The sequence below is a fragment of the Streptomyces sp. SudanB25_2051 genome (assembly GCF_964272635.1).
Taxonomy (GTDB): Bacteria; Actinomycetota; Actinomycetes; order Streptomycetales; family Streptomycetaceae; genus Streptomyces.
Genome location: NZ_OZ186787.1, coordinates 2396752 through 2418935, shown reverse-complemented (window position 1 = coordinate 2418935; position 22184 = coordinate 2396752). Strand labels below are relative to the sequence as shown.

Genomic DNA, 22184 nt, shown 5'->3' with positions numbered 1-22184 from the left:
ATGACCCGAGGCAGCGCTGCTCCGAAGCCCGGGAAGCCGGGAGTCCGTGCGGAGCGGGCTGCCGGAACCGGGCACGGCCCCACCCGCAGGGGCCGCCTCCTCCGCGGCGGACGCATCCTCCAGGACGGAGCACCGGGAGGCCCGGTGCTCCGCCTCCTGGCCCGCTGGATCCGCCGCCCCCTCCTGCCCGCCGTACGGATCTGGCGACGCAACATCCAGCTCCGCGTCGTCGTCGCCACCCTCCTAATGTCACTCGGCGTGGTCCTCCTGCTCGGATTCGTCGTCATGGGCCAGGTCCGCAACGGCCTCCTCGACGCCAAGGAACGCGCCGCGCAGAGCCAGGCCGCCGGAGGCTTCTCCGCCGCCCAGGACGAAGCCGCCGCCGCGACCGGCTCCGCCCCCGCCGACGGCGACACCCCCGGCACCACCTCCCGCTCCCTCCTCAACTGGCGCTCCGACCTCGTCGTCCAGCTCGCCAGCGGCGGCGCCGGAGCCTTCGACGTCGTCGCCCTCAGCTCCGACTCCGCCGGCACCGCCCCCAGCCGCGGCGCCCGCGCCTCCGGCGGCGTCAAGGTCGAGAGCATCCCCGTGGCCCTCCGCGAAGCCGTCGCCCAGGGCACCGGAACGTTCCAGACGTACACCCGCATCCACTACGCCGACGGCCAGCGCTCCGAAGCCGGACTCGTCATCGGCAAACGCCTCAACGACGTCGAGGGCAACACCTACGAGCTGTACTACCTCTTCCCCCTCACCCAGGAAGCGGCCTCGCTCGCCCTCGTCAAAACCACCATCACCACCGCGGGGCTCTTCGTCGTCGTCCTCCTCGGCGCCATCGCCTGGCTCGTCGTCCGCCAGGTCGTCACCCCCGTCCGCATGGCCGCCGGCGTCGCCGAACGCCTCTCCGCCGGACGCCTCCAGGAACGCATGAAGGTCACCGGCGAAGACGACATCGCCCGCCTCGGCGAAGCCTTCAACAAGATGGCCCAGAACCTCCAGCACAAGATCCAGCAGCTGGAAGACCTCTCCCGCATGCAGCGCCGCTTCGTCTCCGACGTCTCGCACGAGCTGCGCACCCCGCTCACCACGGTCCGCATGGCCGCCGACGTCATCTACGAGGCCCGCGGCGACTTCGACCCCGTCACCGCACGCTCCGCGGAACTCCTCGGCGACCAGCTCGACCGGTTCGAGTCCCTCCTCGCCGACCTCCTCGAGATCAGCCGCTTCGACGCCGGCGCCGCAGCCCTCGAAGCCGAACCCATAGACCTGCGCGACGTCGTCCACCGCGTCATCGACGGCGCCCGCCCCCTCGCCGAACACAAGGGCGGCCACATCCGCGTCGTCGGCGACGAACAGCCCGTCATCGCCGAAGCCGACGCCCGCCGCGTCGAACGCGTCCTGCGCAACCTCGTCGTCAACGCCGTCGAACACGGCGAAGGCCGCGACGTCGTCGTACGCCTCGCCTCCGCGGGCGGCGCCGTCGCCGTCGCCGTACGCGACTACGGCGTCGGCCTCAAGCCCGGCGAAGCCACCCGCGTCTTCAACCGCTTCTGGCGCGCCGACCCCGCCCGCGCCCGCACCACCGGCGGCACCGGCCTCGGCCTGTCCATCGCCCTCGAAGACGCCCGCCTCCACGGCGGCTGGCTCCAGGCATGGGGCGAACCCGGCGGCGGCTCGCAGTTCCGCCTCACCCTGCCCCGCACCGCCGACGAACCCCTCCGCGGCTCCCCCATACCGCTCGAACCGGAGGACTCCCGGCGCAACCGGCAGCACACCGCCACCGAACACCCCCACGCCACCACCCGCCACACCAGCACCGGCGTCCCCGGCCAGGCCCAGTCCGGCAGCAGCGGCACCACCGCCCGCACCCTCCCCGGACCACCCCGCTCCGCCGTACCACCCCGCCAGGGACGGGCCGCCACCGCCGACCCCACCGCCCTCCCCGGCAACGGCACCCGCGTCGTCCCCCGAGGACACACCGGCGAACCCGCCGGCGACAGCGACGACCCCCCACACGGCCGGCAGCAGAACCAGGACCAGACGAAGCGGAAGGACACCACCCGTGGGCGCTGACCGCCGCCGCCCCACCCACCGGCGAACCGCCCGCGGCACCGCCCTCCTCGGCTCCGCCGCCCTCCTCGCCGGCTGCGCCTCCATGCCCGACAGCGGCGACGTCAGCAGCGTCAAAGCGTCCCGGCAAGGCGACTCGCAGGTACGCGTCTACCCCGTCGCCCCCCGCGACAACGCCGAACCGGCGGAGATCGTCGAAGGCTTCCTCGAAGCGATGACCGGCGACGACCCGAACTTCGCCACCGCCCGCGAATACCTCACCAAGCAGGCCGCACGCACCTGGAAGCCCGAGGAACGCACCACCGTCCTCAGCGCCGCGCCCGTCCCCCAGCAGGGCGGCCCGGCACGCCAGGAACACGGCCTGCCCGGCGACCCGCAGACCCTCCGCTACCGGCTCTCCGGGCAGAAGGTCGCCATCGTCGACGACCGGCACGCCTACCAGCCGGTCGGCTCCGTCACGTACAGCGAGACCATCCAGCTGGTGCAGCAGCGCTCCGCCGACGGCAAGCAGAAGGAATGGCGGATCGACGCCCTCCCGCAGGGCCTCCTCCTCAGCGAATCCGACTTCCAGCGCAACTACCGCTCCGTCAACAAGTACTACTTCGCGTCCGGCAAGCCCTGGGTCGTCGCCGACCCCGTGTACATCCGCAAGCGCCAGGACCCCGTGACCCTCATGGACTCCCTGACGCAGACGGTGAAAGCCCTCCTCGAAGGGCCGACGAACTGGCTCAAGCCCGCCGTCTACACCCGCTTCCCCGCCGGGACGGAACTGAAGAAGAACACCACCACCCTCACCATCGACGACCGCAACACCCTCAAGATCCCCCTCAACGACAAGGCCGACAACGTCGAGCGGGAGCAGTGCCGCAAGATGGCCGCGCAGGTCCTCTTCACCGTCAGCGACCTCGGCTCCACACGCGTGGAGCAGGTGGAACTCCAGCGCGCCGACGGCCGGTCCCTGTGCGTCCTCGGCGAGGACCAGCGCTCCGACTTCATGGCCGACCCCACCCCCGGCCTCCGCGAGATTCCGTACTACGTCGACGCCACCGGCAAACTCGCGCAGCTCCTCCCCGGCGCCAAGGAGGCCGTCGAGGCCCGCCACGTCTACGGCCCCTTCGGCGACGGCGCCGCGAAGGTCGAGACCGTCGCCGTCTCCCGCGACGAGAAGCACGCCGCAGCCGTCTCCCAGAACGGCCGCACCCTGCGCGTCGCGTCCATCCAGACCGACACCGACCTGCCCGAACCCCTCGTCACCAGCCGGGGAGCCGTACCGGCGAACCGCCTCTCCGCCCCCAGCTGGGACGGCCGCAACGACCTGTGGGTCGCCGACCGCAACCCCGCCGACCCGAAGCTCCTGCTCCTGCCGGGCGGAAGCGGCAAACCCCTCACCGTCACCACGCCGTGGCTCGACGAGGGCGTACGCGTCGAGGAACTGCGGGTCTCCGAGGACGGCGTGCGCATCGCCCTGCGCCTCAGCCGCAACGGCAAGACCACCCTCCACATCGGCCGCGTCGAACGCGCGACGGACGGAGACCGGCAGAAGGTTTCCGTCGTCGACCTGCAGTCCATCGCACCCCGCATGGAATCCGTGACGTCCGTGTCCTGGGCCGGCCCCAGTCGCCTCGTCGTCCTCGGCAAGCAGGCCGGCGGCGTCCAGCAGGTCCGGTACATCCAGACCGACGGCTCCGCGTCCGCCGCGCTGATCCCTGGCCTCAACCAGGTCAAGGCCGTGGCCGCCGCCAACGACGAACGCGCACCCCTGGTGGCCGCCGCCGACGACGGCATCGTCCGCCTCCAGGCGGGCGTCAACTGGCAGCCGATGGTCGAGAAGGGCACGTCGCCGGTCTACCCCGGCTGACGGCCGGCTGTATGGCCACAGGGCGGCCAGGCTTCTGGCGGTCCAGGCGTGGTGGCCTGACCTGGTGCTGTGACGAGCCGGGGCGTCCTGGTAGGGGTGCCTGCCGGGGGAGCGGCGGGGTGGCCGGGCGGTGGTCCCGCCGCGTGAACGTCACGCCGGGGTGATGCGGTCGCCGGGCGGGTTGTCGGGCGCCGCGGTTTTCCACAGCCCGTTGTCCACAGGGGTGGCAGCCCCGGCCGGGACACGGGAACGTAGAGCCATGCGGGGATGGTGGCAGGAGATCACCGGGCTCGTACTACCGGTGGCCTGCGCCGGCTGCGGCCGTCCTCGTACGGTCCTGTGCGACGGCTGTACCCGGTCGCTCCACGGCCGGCCGGCGGTACGTGTACGACCGGAACCGGAGCCTGCCGGGCTCCCCGCCGTATGGGCGGCAGCACCGTACGCCGACGCCGTACGGGCGGTCCTGCTCGCCCACAAGGAACGGGGCGCGCTCGCCCTGGCGACCCCCTTGGGCGTCGCGCTGGCGGGCGCGGCACGCGCTGCCGCGGGCGGGTGCGTTGTGCGGGGGGCGGTGGCCGCGGGTGGAGGCGATGTGGCTTGGGCTGCCGAGGGCCGCGGAGCCCTGGGCGGTGGTGCTGGGGGCAGCGGTGCTGTGCGGGGTGTCTGCGCGTGTTGCGGTGACGCGTACGGCGTCGGCGCCGTGCGGGGTGGCTCCGAGGGGCGGGGCGTGGGGGCGGTGGTGGAGGCGGAGGGTGGGGGAGGGGTGGGGGTGGGGGCCCTCCCCCTGGTCCTGGTTCCGGTGCCTTCGGCGCGGCGGGCGGTGCGGGCGCGTGGGCATGACGCGGTACGGCGTGTGGCGGTCGCTGCGGGGCGGGAGCTGAGGCGTGGCGGTACGGCGGCCAGGGTCGCGCCGGTGCTGCGGCAGCGGCGGAAGGTGGCCGACCAGGCGGGGCTGGACGCCCGTCAGCGGCACGAGAACCTGGCCGGAGCCCTGGAGGTCGTACCGGGCGGGATGCGGCTGCTGGAGGGCGCCTGCGTCGTTCTGGTGGACGACCTCATGACGACGGGCGCCTCGCTCACCGAAGCGGCCCGCGCCCTCTACGAGGCGGGCGCGGCGCGTGTGGCCGCCGCGGGAGCCGCGCCGCCCGGCGTCGAATGGCCGTCCGGGCCTGCGGAGGCCGGCTCAGCGGGGGTCGGGCAGGTGTGGACCGGATCTGCGGAAGCCGGGCATGCGCGGACCGGAACGGGGGCCGGCCCTGCGGGTGTGTGCGGCCCTGTGGAAAGTCCAGGGGCGGTCGGAGTCGTCGGCGGCGGATGCCGGATCGCCGACGGTGGGGAAGGCCGGGCGTTCGGGGGGAATGGCGGGGAATCACGCCGGGTACACGGGACCTTTGGCGCGGCGTACACGCCATTCGGCCCCGGGCGTGGCGAATTGCCGCGGGGCGACCATGGGGCCGTGCTGATCGGAGCCGCTGTGGTGGCTGCTTCTCCAAAAGCGTTCGGAATAAACCGGAACTGACAAGGAATCTCGATCGTTGCAGGTGGTAAGCGGATGAGAACACCTGATCGGAGGTTTGTGCTGGTAGCGGGTGCCGGTAGCCGTCCGGGCGAGCTATGTTCGGTTGTACAGGAATGGCGAATGCCGCCCTTCACCGAATGAGCAGCCATGCGTCCGTACGGAATCCGGAGCCGGTCAGCACATCGATGTTGTGGGGTGGGGATCTTGTCGACTGGGGAGGAGGAGGTCTAAGTCGCCAAGTCCGAGACTCCGGTGCTCACCGGGGTCTGGTGCAAAAGGGAGATGCTCGCCAGCAGCTGAGCTGGTTGGAGCGATCCGGGAACGGAGTTCTGCGTGGACATCGTCGTCAAGGGCCGCAAGACCGAGGTGCCCGAGCGGTTCCGCAAGCACGTGGCCGAGAAGCTGAAGCTGGAGAAGATCCAGAAGCTCGACGGCAAGGTGATCAGCCTCGACGTCGAGGTGTCCAAGGAGCACAACCCGCGGCAGGCCGACAGGTCCGACCGCGTGGAGATCACCCTCCACTCCCGAGGCCCGGTGATCCGGGCGGAAGCGGCCGCCGCCGACCCGTACGCAGCGCTCGACCTCGCGACGGCCAAGCTTGAGGCGCGGCTGCGCAAGCAGCACGACAAGCGGCACACCCGCCGCGGCAGCGGCCGTATGACGGCCGCGGAGGTGGCCGACGCGGTGCCCGGGGTTGCGCGGCTCAACGGCACCGGGGTCGCCGTGCTGGAGGAGTCGGAGGAGACCGTTCCGACCACGCGGATCGGCTCGCTGGAGGTGCAGGGCGAGGGCCCGCTCGTGGTGCGGGAGAAGACGCACAGGGCCGCGCCCATGTCGCTCGACCAGGCGCTGTACGAGATGGAGCTGGTCGGGCACGACTTCTATCTGTTCGTCGACGCGGAGACCAAGCAGCCCAGCGTCGTGTACCGGCGCCACGCCTACGACTACGGCGTCATCCACCTGGAGAACGACCCCCTGGCGGGGAGCGAGGGACGCGGCGCGGGCGGCGCGCTCGGCGGCTGACGGCTCCCTGACGGTGTCGGTGCCCCCGGAAGCGCCCCGTGCGCCCCCGGGGGCACCCCCGTGCCACCGAAGGATCACCGCGTGGGCGCCGGGGCATGAAATCATGGCGACGCGTACCAACCGGTCCATGCCGGGCCGTCGTTGGTATGTCGACCGTGAACTTCAGGGCCCCGGCCTGCAGGGGGAGGAACGATGGCGGACAGCTTCGGCCCGGTGCATCATCCGGGCGGCTCCGGCGCCCCGGACTGCGGGGCCGCCTCGCGACGGGACTCCGGAGGGGGCGACGTGCCCGCGAAGGAACCGATCCGGGTCCTCGTCGTGGACGATCACGCCCTCTTCCGCCGAGGACTGGAGATCGTCCTCGCGCAGGAGGAGGACATCCAGGTCGTCGGTGAGGCGGGCGACGGGGCGGAAGCGGTCGACAAGGCCGCCGACCTGCTGCCCGACATCGTGCTGATGGATGTGCGGATGCCCAGGCGGGGCGGTATCGAGGCGTGCACGTCCATCAAGGAGGTCGCCCCCAGCGCGAAGATCATCATGTTGACGATCAGCGACGAGGAGGCGGACCTCTACGACGCGATCAAGGCGGGGGCGACCGGCTACCTGCTCAAGGAGATCTCCACCGACGAGGTCGCCACGGCCATCCGCGCCGTCGCGGACGGCCAGTCGCAGATCAGCCCCTCCATGGCGTCGAAGCTGCTCACCGAGTTCAAGTCGATGATCCAGCGCACCGACGACCGCCGGCTCGTCCCGGCGCCCCGGCTCACCGACCGGGAGCTGGAGGTGCTGAAGCTGGTGGCGACGGGGATGAACAACCGGGACATCGCCAAGGAGCTGTTCATCTCCGAGAACACCGTGAAGAACCACGTCCGCAACATCCTGGAGAAGCTCCAGCTCCACTCCCGGATGGAGGCCGTGGTGTACGCGATGCGGGAGAAGATCCTCGAGATCCGGTAGGCCGGGCGCCCCGGACCCCGGCCTCACAGGGCCAGGGGGGCCGCGGGACGACAGCGCCGCAACAGCGTTGACGCGTGCGGTCGGTTGCCCGGGGTCCGGGGCTCCGCCCGCCCCGGACCTCAGGCCCTTCGCCGTCAGCCCAGTGCCGCCGTGAGGGCCGGGGTGAGGTCGGGGCGGTCCGTCCGCTCGATGCGTACGGTGTCGCAGCCGACCCATTCCGCCGCCTCCCGCAGCGCCTGCGCCATCGGGCCTATCGCCTTGGGGCCCGCCAGGGACAACTGCCGGGCGACCAGCGTGGTGCCCTCGCGGGCCGGGTCGACGCGGCCCAGCAGCCTGCCGCCCGCGAGGAGGGGCATCGCGAAGTAGCCGTGGACGCGCTTCTGCTTCGGCACATACGCCTCCAGGCGGTGGGTGAAGCCGAAGATCCGCTCGGTGCGGGCGCGTTCCCAGATCAGCGAGTCGAACGGGGACAGCAGCGTCGTGCGGTGCCGTCCGCGCGGTTCGCTGGCGAGGGCCGCCGGGTCCGCCCACGCCGGCTTGTCCCAGCCCTCTACCCGCACCGGTACGAGCCCCGAGTCGGCGACGACCGAGTCGAACTCCTCGCCCCTGATGCGGTGGTAGTCGGCGATGTCCGCGCGCGTGCCCACCCCGAGGGCCTGCCCGGCCAGCCGTACCAGGCGGCGCAGGCACTCGCGGTCGTCGAGCTCGTCGTGGAGGAGGTCGGCGGGGACGGCGCGCTCCGCGAGGTCGTACACGCGCTTCCAGCCGCGGCGCTCCACGCAGACGACCTCGCCGTACATCAGGGCCCGTTCGACGGCGACCTTGGAGGCGGACCAGTCCCACCACTCGCCGCCGTTCTTCGCGCCGCCCAGCTCGGTGGCCGTGAGGGGGCCCTCGGTGCGCAGCTGCCTGATCACCGTGTCGTACGCGCCGTCCGGCAGGTCGTGGTGCCACTGGGGGCGGCGGCGGTAGGCGCGGCGGCGGAACGCGAAGTGCGGCCACTCCTCGATGGGCAGGATGCACGCGGCGTGCGACCAGTACTCGAAGGCGTGCCGGCCGGTCCAGTACGCCGCTTCGACGGTCTGGCGGCCGACGGCGCCGAGGCGGGCGTACGGGATGAGCTCGTGGGAGCGGGCGAGGACGGAGATGGTGTCCAGCTGGACGGCGCCGAGGTGCCGCAGGACGCCGCGCACACCGGCGCGCCGGTCGGGGGCGCCGAGGAAGCCCTGCGCGCGCAGGGCTATGCGGCGGGCCTCGTCGGCGGAGAGCTCATGCGTGGGCGGGGGCGGCGTCGTGGTCATGCTTCGCACGATAGAGGCCGTCACTGACAGGGGGCGGGGGTTTTCCACAGGCGGGGTTCAGGCGTGTGGGGAGGGCAGGTAGGGGGTGGGGGAGGGGAGGCCCAGGTCGGAGGGGAGGAGGGAGGCGAGCCAGCAGTCGCGGCGGCTGTCGGGGCGGGCGAACGCGGCGCGGAGGGTGCCCTCCAGGGTGAAGCCGGCCTTCTCGGCGACGAGGCGGGAGGCGGTGTTGCCGACCTCGGCGCGCCATTCCAGGCGGGCGCAGCCGAGGGTGGTGAACGCCCAGTGGGCGAGGGTGCGGGTGGCTTCGGTGGCGTAGCCGTTGCCGCGGTGTTCGCGGACCGTGTAGAAGCCGACCTCCCAGGTGCCGGCGCGGGGGTGGTGGAGGCTTGCGGACGCCAGCAGGGGGCCGTCCGCCCGGCCTCGGGGGCGTACGGCGAAGGTGTACTCGGTGTCGTCGCGCCAGGCGTCGGGGACGTACCGGCAGACGAAGTCTCGCGCCTCGGCGGCGCCGTACGGGTCGGGGAGGGGTATCCAGCGTCTGATCTGCGGGTCCTGGACGGCGGCGCGGACCTCTTCGGCGTCGTCGGGGGTGAAGGGGCGCAGCAGCAGGCGCTCGGAGGTGAGCGTGACGGGTTCCATGCCGGGATTGTGGTGGGGGCGGGGCGGGGGCGGTGAACTGGTGGGGCGGGGTGCGGCACCTTCGGCGCGTTCCGCGCGTTCTCCTTGAGGGCGGCGGTGGCCCGGCGATCGTTCACGGAAGGGTGCGGACCTCCCGGCGTGGCGGGGTCCTCGCTTACGATGACCGTTGCGGTGGGGACCACCTGCCGTGCCCGTGCCAGTGTCCATGACAAGACCCAGTGCCAGGCCCGACCGGCAAGGAGACCAGCCTCAGTGTCCGTCTTCAACAAGCTCATGCGTGCAGGCGAAGGCAAGATCCTGCGCAAACTGCACCGCATCGCGGACCAGGTCAACTCCATCGAAGAGGACTTCGTCAACCTCTCCGACGCCGAGTTGCGGGCCCTCACCGACGAGTACAAGCAGCGGTACCAGGACGGTGAGAGCCTCGACGACCTGCTCCCGGAGGCCTTCGCGACCGTTCGTGAGGCGGCCAAGCGCGTGCTCGGCCAGCGTCACTACGACGTGCAGCTGATGGGTGGTGCCGCGCTGCACCTCGGCTATGTGGCGGAGATGAAGACCGGTGAGGGCAAGACCCTCGTCGGTACGCTCCCGGCGTATCTGAACGCGCTGTCCGGCAAGGGCGTGCACCTGATCACGGTGAACGACTACCTGGCGGAGCGCGACTCGGAGCTGATGGGCCGGGTGCACCAGTTCCTGGGTCTGTCGGTGGGCTGCATCCTGGCGAACATGTCGCCGGCGCAGCGCCGCATGCAGTACAACTGCGACATCACGTACGGCACGAACAACGAGTTCGGTTTCGACTACCTGCGCGACAACATGGCGTGGTCGAAGGACGAGCTGGTGCAGCGCGGCCACAACTTCGCGTGTGTCGACGAGGTCGACTCGATCCTCGTCGACGAGGCGCGTACGCCGCTGATCATCTCGGGTCCGGCGGACCAGGCGACGAAGTGGTACGGCGACTTCGCGAAGCTGGTGCAGCGGCTGAAGCGCGGTGAGCCGGGCAATCCGCTGAAGGGCATCGAGGAGACCGGCGACTACGAGGTCGACGAGAAGAAGCGGACCGTCGGCATCCACGAGTCGGGTGTCGCGAAGGTCGAGGACTGGCTGGGCATCGACAACCTCTACGAGTCGGTGAACACGCCGCTCGTCGGTTATCTGAACAACGCCATCAAGGCGAAGGAACTGTTCAAGAAGGACAAGGACTACGTCGTCATCGACGGCGAGGTCATGATCGTCGACGAGCACACGGGCCGTATCCTCGCGGGCCGCCGGTACAACGAGGGCATGCACCAGGCGATCGAGGCGAAGGAAGGCGTCCCGATCAAGGACGAGAACCAGACGCTCGCCACGATCACCCTGCAGAACTTCTTCCGCCTGTACGACAAGCTGTCCGGTATGACCGGTACGGCGATGACCGAGGCCGCCGAGTTCCACCAGATCTACAAGCTGGGCGTCGTGCCGATCCCGACGAACCGGCCGATGATCCGCAAGGACCAGTCGGACCTGATCTACCGCACCGAGGTCGCGAAGTTCGCCGCGGTCGTGGACGACATCGCGGAGAAGCACAAGAAGGGCCAGCCGATCCTCGTCGGTACGACGTCGGTCGAGAAGTCCGAGTACCTGTCGCAGCAGCTGTCCAAGCGCGGCATCCCGCACGAGGTGCTGAACGCGAAGAACCACGAGCGTGAGGCGTCGATCGTCGCGCAGGCCGGCCGCAAGGGCGCGGTCACGGTCGCGACGAACATGGCCGGCCGCGGTACGGACATCAAGCTCGGCGGCAACCCCGACGACCTCGCCGAGGCGGAGCTGCGCCAGCGCGGCCTCGACCCGGTCGAGACCCCGGACGAGTGGGTCGCCGCCCTGCCGGAGGCCCTGGAGAAGGCCGAGCTGGCGGTGAAGGCCGAGTCCGAGGAGGTCAAGAAGCTCGGCGGCCTGTACGTGCTCGGCACGGAGCGGCACGAGTCGCGGCGTATCGACAACCAGCTGCGCGGCCGTTCCGGCCGTCAGGGCGACCCGGGCGAGTCCCGCTTCTACCTGTCGCTGGGCGACGACCTGATGCGGCTGTTCAAGGCGCAGATGGTCGAGCGCGTCATGGCGATGGCGAACGTGCCGGACGACGTGCCGATCGAGAACAAGATGGTCACGCGCGCCATCGCGTCCGCCCAGTCGCAGGTCGAGCAGCAGAACTTCGAGACGCGCAAGAACGTCCTGAAGTACGACGAGGTCCTCAACCGGCAGCGTGAGGTCATCTACGGCGAGCGCCGCCGCGTCCTGGAGGGCGAGGACCTGCACGAGCAGATCCGCCACTTCATGGACGACACGATCGACGCCTACATCCAGGCGGAGACCGTGGAGGGCTTCGCCGAGGAGTGGGACCTGGAGCGGCTGTGGGGCGCTTTCAAGCAGCTCTACCCGTGCAAGGTCACCATCGAGGAGCTGGAGGAGGCCGCGGGGGACCGCGCCGGCATCACGGCGGAGTTCATCGCGGAGTCCATCAAGGACGACATCCACGAGCAGTACGAGGCGCGGGAGAAGCAGCTCGGCTCCGAGATCATGCGTGAGCTGGAGCGGCGCGTCGTGCTGTCCGTCCTGGACCGCAAGTGGCGCGAGCACCTCTACGAGATGGACTACCTCCAGGAGGGCATCGGCCTGCGGGCCATGGCGCAGAAGGACCCGCTGGTCGAGTACCAGCGCGAGGGCTTCGACATGTTCAACGCCATGATGGAGGGCATCAAGGAGGAGTCCGTCGGCTACCTGTTCAACCTGGAGGTCCAGGTCGAGCAGCAGGTCGAGGAGGTCCCGGTGGAGGCGGCGCAGGAGCGGCCGTCGCTGGAGAAGGAGCAGGCCGTGCCCGCGGGCGCCGGCCGCCCCGAGATCCGCGCCAAGGGCCTGGACGCCCCGCAGCGGCCGAACCGGCTGCACTTCTCCGCGCCGACCGTCGACGGCGAGGGCGGCATCGTCGAGGGCGACTTCGACAACGGCGGCGCCCGCTCCGAGACCGACGGCATGACGCGCGCCGAGCGCCGCAAGGCCCAGAAGGGCGGCCGTCGCCGCAAGAAGTGACCGGCGGCCTCCGCAGGCGGTGAAGGCGGGACCGGATGCGCCCAGCGGCGTGCCGGTCCCGCCTTTCGTGTGCGCGAGCCCTTCAGGCAGCGCCTCGCGGCGTCGCCAGGCCGGCGGGCGGCCGCCGGAGGGCGCCCGCCGGGAGGTGCCTTCTCGCGGCTCCGGCGGCCCCTGGGCGGCGCCTGGGGGCCTTTCAGCCCCACGCGAGGTGGATGGGGCCCCGGGCCGGGGTTGAGGCGGTGGGACGGGCGCCCTGGCCCCCTGTGTACCAGGGAGCCCGCCCGACCGCCGTGCACGCCGGCCCCGCCGCCTACGCCGGGCCGAGGTCCACGGCCGCGCAGCGCCACCTGAGGTCCTGGCCGCGCTCCAGGCGGAACGCCATCGCCCGGACCCTCGCGCCCGTCGCCACCGTGGCGTACGCCTCGACGACGCCCGGCCGCAACGGGCTGCCGCCGCAGCGGCGCAGCACGGGACGTGCTTCCCGGCTGCCCGTGGGGCGCAGGGGGTTGGCCGGGGCCAGGCGGATGAGCTGCTCGTACGCCTCGCCGACGGTGTGGCCCAGCATCCAGTGCACGGGCCGCTCGCCGGTCAGCACGGCCAGCAGCCGTTCGGCGAACGCCACATGCGGCGGCAGGGCGCGCGGGTGGGCGTCCGGAGCGGAACCGGCCGGCGGGCGCGGTCGTACGGCTCCGGGGCGGCCGTCGCCGGGGCGGGTGCCGCCCGGCCGCGCGGTGCCGCCCGGCCGCCGCAGGTCCCGCCGCCCGCCGGGCCGGCCCGCCGCGCGCGGCCCGCGCCCGGCCCCAGCGGCCCCCGCGACCGCCGGGGCCGTGCCGGGGACGGCCGGTGTGGCCCCGGCGGGGCGTACGGCGGCCGCCTCCGCGGTGGCCGTGCCCGAGGGGCCCCCGGCGGCAGCGCTCACCGGGACGGAACGCTCGGCGGCGCCCGCACCGGCGGTGACCGCACTGGCGGCGCCCGCACCGGCGCCGACCGGGCCCGCGGTGACCCGGTTCGCAGCGTCCGGCCCCGCGGCGGTGACTGCGCCCGAGGGGGTGACCGGGCCCGCGGTGGTCCGGCCCGCGGTGGTCCGGCTCGTGGCGGGCGGGTGGAGGCGGTGCGCGGCGGACGCGGCGTTGCGGGCGGCGGTGGCGCCCAGGCCCTCCGGGGCCTTCCAGCGGGTGCGGGCCGTGGAGTGCGCGTCGGCCGGCCCGCGGGCCGACGGTACGCGGGCGGGCCGCGCTTCGGGGGTGGAGGTCGGGGTGGGCGGCATCGGCGTGGTCCCTTCCGTCAGCCCGGATTACCGGGGGGTAACTTCGCGCTGCCACTTGTACGGGTGCGCCACCCGCCCCGCAACGGCCTGTCAAGCCGGTGCCGCGACGCCCCCGAATCACCCGTCCGGGTGAGGCAGGCCATGGGGTGCCTGGGCTCACAGGGGGTCAGCGCAACGCCGGGTGGACGCCGCGGAGGCCCGATACCAGCCCCCGAAGGGGTACGGCCGCACGTATCCTGAGGACGTCTGTCGACTACGAAAGCGGCCTGTCATGCGCGTGTACGTTCCCCTGACCCTTCCCGGTCTCGCACAGGCGCACAGGACGGGCACCCTCGGCACCGGCGCCTCGCTCACCGCGTACGCCGTCACGCCGGGGCTGCGCGAGTGGTACGTCTCCGACGACATCGAGGAGCTGGAGTACGCCGCGCTCAGCCGCGCCGCCGCCGCCTCCCTGCGCCTGCTCGCCGCCGACCCGGACGCCGCGCGCCGCCGTGTCGTCGTCGCCGTGGACGTCCCGGACGGCGCCGCGACGGCCGACCCCGACCGGGGCCTCGACCCCGCGTCGGTCGGCGAGGTCCGGGTCGCCGGGCCCGTGCCGCTGGCCAAGGCCGCGGCCGTCCACGCCGACTCCGCCGACGCCGAGGCCGATGTGACGGCCGCCGCCGACGCGCTGGGCGCCGCCGATCTGGGCGACGACGACGCGCAGTTCACCGTGGACGGCGCCGAGGACCACGAGCTGCTCTGGTACGGCGTGCAGGAGATCCCCAACCTGGTCGACTGACCGCCCGGTCCGGTTGTCGGACCCGGCCGGTACGGTTTCGGGCATGGGGAAGCACCGCGCGCACCTGGTCTGGGACTGGAACGGCACTCTGCTCGACGACATCGGCACCGTCATCGAGGCGACGAACGCCGCCTTCCGGGAGATAGGCCTGCCGCCGATCACGCTGGAGCGGTACCGCGAGCTGTACTGCGTGCCGATCCCCCTCTTCTACGAGCGGCTGCTCGGCCGGCTGCCCAGCGAGGAGGAGTGGGCCGTCATGGACGGCGCGTTCCACCGGCACTACTGGGCGCGCGCCGACGCGTGCGGGCTGACCGACGGGGCCGCCGAGCTGCTGGCGGCGGCGCGCGAGTACGGGCGGACGCAGTCGCTGCTGTCGCTGGCGCCGCACGAGCACCTGGTGCCGCTGGTGCGCCGGCACGGCATCCACGACTGGTTCGTCCGCGTCGACGGGCGCACGGGCCACTCCACGTCCGGCAAGGCCGAGCACATGGTGCGGCACCTGCGGGCCCTCGACGGCATACCCGCCGAGCGGATCGTCGTCATCGGGGACGCCGCGGACGACGCGGTCGCCGCCGCGCACGTCGGCGCGCGGGCGGTGCTGTACACGGGCGGCTCGCACAGCCGGGCCAGCCTGGAGACGGCCGGTGTCCCCGTGGTGGACACGCTGGCGGAGGCGGTCGCCGTCGCCGAGGACCTCGTCGCCTGAGCGATCGGCCTCCCGCGGGGCCCGGCGGTGGGGCGTACAGCCGTGCGGACCGGCATCCGAAAGCGGGGCTCGGCGGTCCGGTGTGGTGCGGTTCGTGGCGGACTGGGCGGATTGCCCGCTCGCGCGCGCGTGTGTCGCTGTCCACACTGTCAAACTTCCGGGCCGGGTTTTGTACACATACGGCTCATGACGGCCGAGGGGTGAGGAGCGATAGCCTGGACCCGTGATCAGCGCTATACGCCGTGGGGGCAGCGGAGCCCCCGGCCGGCGCCCGGTGTGTCCATGGACCCGGGCGGCAGCTGATCCTTTCTGCCCGGTTCCCACGCCACCCAAGGCTTCCCTGCCGAGATTGGCCGAGAATGATCCGGGCTTCTCTCATTCAGGCATAACGTCCACGACGAGCGGATACCCCGCGTTGAAGCGTGAACGTATCGCCACACCCTTCCCCTACGTCACGCAACGGCGCGCGACAGGAGCCAGAGGACATGCAGACCAAGCTGGACGAAGCCAAGGCCGAGCTGCTCGAACGGGCCGCCCGGGTAGCTGAGAACGAGACCGGGGACAGGCCCGACCCGGGCACCGTGCTCGAGTACCTCCAGCGTTACTACCTGCACACCGCTCCCGAGGACCTCACGGACCGCGACCCCGTCGACGTGTACGGCGCCGCGCTCTCCCACTACCGGCTGGCCGAAAACCGCCCCCAGGGCACGGCGAACGTCCGCGTGCACACGCCGACCGTCGAGGAGAACGGCTGGACGTGCAGCCACTCCGTGGTCGAGGTCGTCACCGACGACATGCCGTTCCTCGTGGACTCCGTCACCAACGAGCTGTCCCGGCAGAACCGCGGCATCCACCTCGTCGTGCACCCGCAGGTCGTCGTCCGCCGCGACGTGACCGGCAAGCTCATCGAGGTCGTCACCTCCGGCCCCGGCTCCGAGATCGGCGGCCACGCCAAGCCGCAGGACGCCCTCGTCGAGTCCTGGATCCACGTCGAGATCGACCGCGAGACCGACCGCGCCGACCTCAAGCAGATCACCGCCGACCTGCTGCGCGTCCTGTCCGACGTCCGCGAGGCCGTCGAGGACTGGGAGAAGATGCGCGACGCCGCGCTGCGCCTCGCCGAGGGCCTCGCCGACGAGCCGACCGCCGCCGACCTGCGGCCCAGCGAGGTCGAGGAGGCCCGCGAGCTGCTGCGCTGGCTGGCCGACGACCACTTCACGTTCCTCGGCTACCGCGAGTACAACCTCGTCGACGGCGACGCCCTCGCCGCCGTCCCCGGCACCGGCCTCGGCATCCTGCGCTCCGACCCGCACCACAGCGGCGACGACGCCCACGGCCACCCCGTCTCGCCGTCGTTCAACCGGCTCCCGGCCGACGCCCGCGCCAAGGCCCGCGAGCACAAGCTGCTCATCCTCACCAAGGCCAACAGCCGCGCCACCGTCCACCGCCCGTCGTACCTGGACTACATCGGCGTCAAGAAGTTCGACGCGCAGGGCAACGTCGTCGGCGAGCGCCGCTTCCTCGGCCTGTTCTCGTCCGCCGCGTACACCGAGTCCGTGCGGCGCGTCCCCGTCATCCGCCGCAAGGTCGCCGAGGTCCTCGACGCGGCCGGCTTCTCGCCCGCCAGCCACGACGGCCGCGACCTGCTGCAGATCCTGGAGACGTACCCCCGCGACGAGCTGTTCCAGACGCCCGTCGACCAGCTGCTGTCCATCGTCACCAGCGTCCTGTACCTGCAGGAGCGCCGCCGCCTGCGCCTCTACCTGCGCCAGGACGAGTACGGCCGCTACTACTCGGCGCTCGTGTACCTGCCGCGCGACCGGTTCAACACCACCGTCCGCGAGCGGCTCACCGACATCCTGAAGGAGGAGCTCGGCGGCACCAGCGTCGACTTCACCGCCTGGAACACCGAGTCGGTCCTCTCCCGCCTCCACTTCGTCGTCCGCGTCCCGCAGGGCACCACCCTGACCCCGCTCACCGACGCCGACGCCGACCGCATCGAGAACCGGCTCGCCGAGGCCGCCAGGTCCTGGGCCGACGGCTTCAGCGAGGCGCTCAACGCCGAGACCGGCGAGGAGCGCGCCGCCGAGCTGCTGCGCCGCTACGGCAACGCCTTCACCGAGGGCTACAAGGCCGACCACTCGCCGCGCTCCGCCGTCGCCGACGTCCTGCAGATGGAGCAGCTCACCGAGGGCGGCCAGGACTTCGCGCTGTCCCTGTACGAGCCGGTCGGCGCCGCGCCCGGCGAGCGCCGCTTCAAGATCTACAAGACGGGCGCGCAGGTCTCCCTCTCCGCCGTGCTGCCGGTCCTCAACCGGCTCGGCGTCGAGGTCGTCGACGAGCGCCCGTACGAGCTGCGCTGCGCCGACCGGACCCACGCCTGGATCTACGACTTCGGCCTGCGGATGCCCGCGCCCGCCGGGAACGGCGGCGACTACCTGGGCGACGACGCCCGCGAGCGGTTCCAGGAGGCGTTCGCCGCGACCTGGACCGGGCAGGCCGAGAACGACGGCTTCAACGCGCTGGTGCTGCGCGCCGGGCTGTCGTGGCGGCAGGCGATGGTGCTGCGCGCGTACGCCAAGTACCTGCGGCAGGCCGGCTCGACGTTCAGCCAGGACTACATGGAGGACACCCTCCGCGACAACGTCCACACGACGCGGCTGCTCGTCTCGCTGTTCGAGGCGCGGATGTCGCCGGAGCGGCAGCGGGCCGGCACGGAGCTGACGGACGGCATCCTGGAGGAGCTCGACGGCGCCCTCGACCAGGTCGCCTCCCTCGACGAGGACCGCATCCTGCGCTCCTTCCTCACCGTCATCAAGGCCACCCTGCGGACCAACTTCTTCCAGAAGGACGCCGACGGCCGGCCGCACCCGTACGTGTCGATGAAGTTCGACCCGCAGGCCATCCCCGACCTGCCGGCGCCGCGGCCCGCGTTCGAGATCTGGGTGTACTCGCCGCGCGTCGAGGGCGTCCACCTGCGCTTCGGGAAGGTCGCGCGCGGCGGTCTGCGCTGGTCCGACCGGCGCGAGGACTTCCGCACCGAGATCCTCGGCCTGGTCAAGGCCCAGATGGTGAAGAACACCGTCATCGTCCCGGTCGGCGCGAAGGGCGGCTTCGTCGCCAAGCAGCTGCCCGACCCGTCCGTGGACCGCGACGCGTGGCTGGCCGAGGGCATCGCCTCGTACCGCACGTTCATCTCCGCGCTGCTGGACATCACCGACAACCTGGTCGCCGGCGAGGTCGTGCCGCCCGCCGACGTGGTCCGCCACGACGAGGACGACACCTACCTGGTCGTCGCCGCCGACAAGGGCACGGCGACGTTCTCCGACATCGCCAACGAGGTCGCCGTCGGCTACGGCTTCTGGCTCGGTGACGCCTTCGCGTCCGGCGGCTCCGCCGGGTACGACCACAAGGGCATGGGCATCACCGCGCGCGGCGCCTGGGAGTCGGTGAAGCGGCACTTCCGCGAGCTCGGCCACGACACGCAGACGCAGGACTTCACCGTCGTCGGCGTCGGCGACATGTCCGGCGACGTGTTCGGCAACGGCATGCTGCTGTCCGAGCACATCCGCCTGGTCGCCGCCTTCGACCACCGGCACATCTTCATCGACCCGAACCCGGACGCGGCCGTCTCCTACGCGGAGCGGCGCCGCCTCTTCGAGCTGCCCCGCAGCTCCTGGGCCGACTACAACCCGGAGCTGCTCTCGCCCGGCGGCGGCGTCCACTCGCGGCAGGCCAAGTCCATCCCGGTCAACGCGCACATGCGGGCGGCGCTCGGCATCGACGAGGGCGTCACCAAGCTCACCCCGGCCGAGCTGATGAAGGCCATCCTCAAGGCCCCGGTCGACCTGCTGTGGAACGGCGGCATCGGCACGTACGTCAAGGCGTCCACCGAGTCGCACGCCGACGTCGGCGACAAGGCCAACGACGCGATCCGCGTCAACGGCGAGGACCTGCGCGTCAAGGTCGTCGGCGAGGGCGGCAACCTCGGCCTCACCCAGCTCGGCCGCATCGAGTTCGCCCGCGTCGGCGGCCCCGAGGGCACCGGCGGCAAGGTCAACACCGACGCCATCGACAACAGCGCCGGCGTCGACACCTCCGACCACGAGGTCAACATCAAGATCCTGCTGAACGGTCTCGTCGCGGAGGGCGACATGACCGTCAAGCAGCGCAACAAGATCCTCGCGGAGATGACCGACGAGGTGGGCCGCCTGGTCCTGCGCAACAACTACGCGCAGAACGTGGCGCTCGCCCTCGCCGTCCACCAGTCGCACTCCCTGCTCCACGCCCACCAGCGGTTCCTGCGGCGGCTGGAAAAGGACGGGCACCTCGACCGGGAGCTGGAGTTCCTCCCCGGCGACCGGCAGATCCGCGAGCTGCTGAGCGCCGGCACGGGCCTCAGCCAGCCCGAGCTGGCCGTCCTCATGGCGTACACCAAGATCACGGTGGCGGAGGAGCTGATCGCCACCGACCTGCCGGACGACCCGTACCTGCGGAGCCTGCTCCACACGTACTTCCCGACGACCCTGCGCGAGCAGTTCCCCGAGCAGATCGACGGGCACGCGCTGCGTCGCGAGATCATCACCACCATCCTGGTGAACGACACGGTCAACAGCGGCGGCTCGACGTTCCTGCACCGGCTCCGCGAGGAGACCGGCGCGTCGATCGCGGAGATCGTCCGCGCGCAGACCGCCGCCCGCGCCATCTTCGGCCTGGGCGCCGTGTGGGACGCCGTCGAGGCGCTCGACAACAAGGTCCCGGCCGAGGTGCAGACCCGCATCCGGCTCCACTCGCGCCGCCTCGTCGAGCGCGGCACGCGCTGGCTGCTCAACAACCGGCCGCAGCCGCTGCAGCTCGCCGAGACGATCGACTTCTTCGGCGCCCGCGTCGAGCAGGTGTGGGCCGAGCTGCCGAAGATGCTGCGCGGCGCCGACCTGGAGTGGTACGAGGGCCTGGTCACGGAGCTGACCGCCGAGGGCGTGCCGGACGAGCTGGCGGCGCGGGTCGCCGGGTTCTCCTCGGCCTTCCCGACGCTGGACATCGTCGCCATCGCGGACCGCACCGGCAAGGAGCCGCTGGCCGTCGCCGAGGTGTACTACGACCTCGCGGACCGGCTGCGGATCACGCAGCTGATGGACCGGATCATCGAGCTGCCGCGGGCCGACCGCTGGCAGTCGATGGCCCGCGCCGCGATCCGCGAGGACCTGTACGCCGCGCACGCCGCGCTCACTTCCGACGTGCTGTCCGCCGGGAACGGCACGTCCACGCCGGAGGAGCGGTTCCAGGCGTGGGAGGACAAGAACGCCTCGCTGCTGGCGCGTGCCCGGACGACGCTGGAGGAGATCCAGGGTTCCGACGCGTTCGACCTGGCGAACCTGTCGGTGGCGATGCGGACGATGCGGACGCTGCTGCGCACCCACAGCTGAGCCTGAGCGCACGCTCCCAGGGGGCGCCCACCCGCGCGGTGGGCGCCCCCTGGCGCGTCCGTACGCGGGGCCTCGCCCACAAGGCGGCCCTTCACCCGTACGGGGGCTCTCGCGGGGGCGTGGCTTTCGCCCGTACGGGGAAGGGGGCGGCGCTCCGGATGCCGGTACGGCCCTGCTGCCGTGCGGGCTTCCGCGGGTGGGCCCTGCCGCTGCCGGTACGCCCCCGCTGCCGTGCGGCGATTTCGCCGGTGCGCCTACCGATGCCGGGCGGTGCTTCCGCCGGTGCGCCCTACCGCTGCCGGGCCGCGCTGGCCGCGGTGCTCGACGGGACGCGCAGGACGTCCGGCGCGGACTCCTCCCACAGCAGCCGGCACGACAGCAGCGCCGCCCCGACGAGCAGCCCGTTGCGGGCCAGCATCAGCAGGACGCCGACCGGAGTGACGGCCAGCACCTCGCCGTACAGCAGCGGATAGGCGAACGAGGTGAGCGCGGCGGCGGGCAGCAGGAGCAGCGCGACGGGCCGCTGCGTGGTGTTGCGCGACGCCAGGCACACCGCGGCCAGCCCCAGCAGCCACACGAGGTACTGGGGGCTGATCACCCGGCTCGTCACCGTGACCAGCAGGACGGCGGCCAGCGCCGCGTCCAGGGGCGTGGCGTCCGACCAGTGCAGCGACCGCACCCGCCACATCACCAGCCACAGCAGCGCCACCCCGGTACACACGAGCGATCCGGCGGCGACGACCTCCACGGGCGGACCGGTGAACTCGAACGACCCGTACCGGAACTCCACCCGCCCCCGCCATCCCGCCAGGTGCGCCAGCGACAGCAGGGTCCCGCCGACCGACTCGACCTGCACGCCCCGCCCGCCCTGGTGCCGCAGGAAGTCCAGGGTGTGCGGGAACGCCACGGCCAGCCCCACCGCCCCGGCCACCGCGGCGGCCGCCGACGAGGACCAGGCGCGCCGTGTGCCCGGTCCCGGCGTCGTGCCGGTCAGGGTGAGCAGCGGCCAGCCCTTCGCGAGCGCCCCAAGGCCCGCCAGTACGCCGCCGAGCCGGTCCCGCCCGGCGCGCAGGGCCAGCAGGGCGGCCACGGCCAGCGCCGTCACCGGCAGGTCGTAGCGGGCGAGCGGGGTGTGCAGCAGCAGGGGCAGGCCGGCGGTCCAGTACCAGGCGCCGTCCCCGCCGGCCCGCGCGAGGGCCAGGGTGACGACCAGGTCGGAGAGCAGGGCGAGCGCGACGAACGCCTGGAAGTACGTCAGGCCCGGCACCGCGCCCGGGGCGAGGAGCACCAGGGCGGCGCCGGGCGGGTACTGCCAGGTCGTCTCGTCGGCGGGCAGGTCGCCGTCGGCGAGCCGCTCGTACCAGTGGCGGTAGAGGACGTGGACCTCCTTGCCGACCTCGCCGATGCCGAGCGTGTCGTGGGTCAGCAGCCACAGCAGCGCGGCGCGGCTGACCGCCCAGACGGCGAGGAGGGGCAGCAGGTCGGGCCGGCTCCGCTGGCGGAAGCGGAGCCGGTTCCGGCTGAAGTCCGGCGGGGTGCCGGGACGGTGCGTGGTCATCCCCGCGAACACTAGTGAG

At 72.4% G+C, this 22184-nt stretch carries 13 protein-coding genes; 9 read left to right on the top strand and 4 right to left on the bottom strand.

Annotation, left to right across the window (positions count from 1 at the left end):
* The 5 genes from mtrB (at nt 1) to ACSUPT_RS10690 (ending at nt 7424) form a co-directional block, all read left to right on the top strand.
* Complete coding sequence (mtrB, locus tag ACSUPT_RS10710; RefSeq protein ID WP_436944131.1) at nt 1–2070, top strand: MtrAB system histidine kinase MtrB; 2070 nt, start codon at nt 1–3, stop codon at nt 2068–2070.
* Entirely contained in the window at nt 2060–3925 is a 1866-nt protein-coding gene (locus tag ACSUPT_RS10705; protein WP_436944130.1) for an LpqB family beta-propeller domain-containing protein, read from the top strand. The genes mtrB and ACSUPT_RS10705 overlap by 11 nt, the downstream gene beginning before the upstream one ends.
* Before the next feature lie 913 nt (nt 3926–4838).
* Nucleotides 4839–5444, top strand: coding sequence for a ComF family protein (locus tag ACSUPT_RS10700; RefSeq protein ID WP_436944129.1), 606 nt, complete (start codon nt 4839–4841; stop codon nt 5442–5444).
* 333 nt (nt 5445–5777) lie between these two features.
* A complete protein-coding gene (gene hpf, locus ACSUPT_RS10695) occupies nt 5778–6467 on the top strand; it encodes a ribosome hibernation-promoting factor, HPF/YfiA family (RefSeq protein ID WP_351967655.1) in 690 nt (229 codons plus the stop codon).
* Between the two features lie 192 nt (nt 6468–6659).
* Nucleotides 6660–7424, top strand: coding sequence for a response regulator transcription factor (locus ACSUPT_RS10690; protein ID WP_351967654.1), 765 nt, complete (start codon nt 6660–6662; stop codon nt 7422–7424).
* 134 nt (nt 7425–7558) lie between these two features.
* Here ACSUPT_RS10690 and ACSUPT_RS10685 read toward each other — a convergent pair whose 3' ends face one another.
* Together ACSUPT_RS10685 and ACSUPT_RS10680 are read right to left on the bottom strand one after the other, a co-directional pair.
* Nucleotides 7559–8725 (bottom strand): winged helix-turn-helix domain-containing protein, encoded by a 1167-nt coding sequence (locus ACSUPT_RS10685; protein ID WP_351967653.1) that lies wholly within the window; start codon nt 8723–8725, stop codon nt 7559–7561.
* A 57-nt stretch (nt 8726–8782) separates the two neighbouring features.
* Nucleotides 8783–9364: a GNAT family N-acetyltransferase gene (locus ACSUPT_RS10680; RefSeq protein ID WP_436944128.1), complete on the bottom strand. Its 582-nt coding sequence runs from the start codon at nt 9362–9364 to the stop codon at nt 8783–8785.
* Between the two features lie 252 nt (nt 9365–9616).
* On the opposite strand from ACSUPT_RS10680, the gene secA reads away from it, so the two are divergent.
* Nucleotides 9617–12427, top strand: a complete 2811-nt coding sequence (secA, locus tag ACSUPT_RS10675) for a preprotein translocase subunit SecA (RefSeq protein ID WP_351967651.1) — start codon at nt 9617–9619, stop codon at nt 12425–12427.
* Nucleotides 12428–12737: 310 nt separating this feature from the next.
* Here the strand turns inward: secA and ACSUPT_RS10670 are convergent, their stop codons facing one another.
* Nucleotides 12738–13178, bottom strand: coding sequence for an Rv3235 family protein (locus tag ACSUPT_RS10670; protein WP_436946195.1), 441 nt, complete (start codon nt 13176–13178; stop codon nt 12738–12740).
* A gap of 787 nt (nt 13179–13965) precedes the next feature.
* On the opposite strand from ACSUPT_RS10670, the gene ACSUPT_RS10665 reads away from it, so the two are divergent.
* The 3 genes from ACSUPT_RS10665 (at nt 13966) to ACSUPT_RS10655 (ending at nt 20607) form a co-directional block, all read left to right on the top strand.
* The gene (locus ACSUPT_RS10665; RefSeq protein ID WP_351967650.1) at nt 13966–14475 is read left to right on the top strand and encodes a DUF6912 family protein; all 510 of its coding nucleotides are present in this window, start codon (nt 13966–13968) and stop codon (nt 14473–14475) included.
* A gap of 43 nt (nt 14476–14518) precedes the next feature.
* Nucleotides 14519–15181 carry an HAD family hydrolase gene (locus ACSUPT_RS10660; protein WP_399219344.1) on the top strand — a complete coding sequence of 221 codons (663 nt, stop codon included), beginning with the start codon at nt 14519–14521 and terminating at the stop codon, nt 15179–15181.
* A gap of 485 nt (nt 15182–15666) precedes the next feature.
* Complete coding sequence (locus ACSUPT_RS10655) at nt 15667–20607, top strand: NAD-glutamate dehydrogenase (RefSeq protein ID WP_351967648.1); 4941 nt, start codon at nt 15667–15669, stop codon at nt 20605–20607.
* 289 nt (nt 20608–20896) lie between these two features.
* On the opposite strand, the gene ACSUPT_RS10650 is transcribed toward ACSUPT_RS10655, so the two are convergent.
* Nucleotides 20897–22165 carry a glycosyltransferase 87 family protein gene (locus ACSUPT_RS10650; protein ID WP_436944127.1) on the bottom strand — a complete coding sequence of 423 codons (1269 nt, stop codon included), beginning with the start codon at nt 22163–22165 and terminating at the stop codon, nt 20897–20899.
* Between the last annotated feature and the right edge of the window lie 19 nt (nt 22166–22184).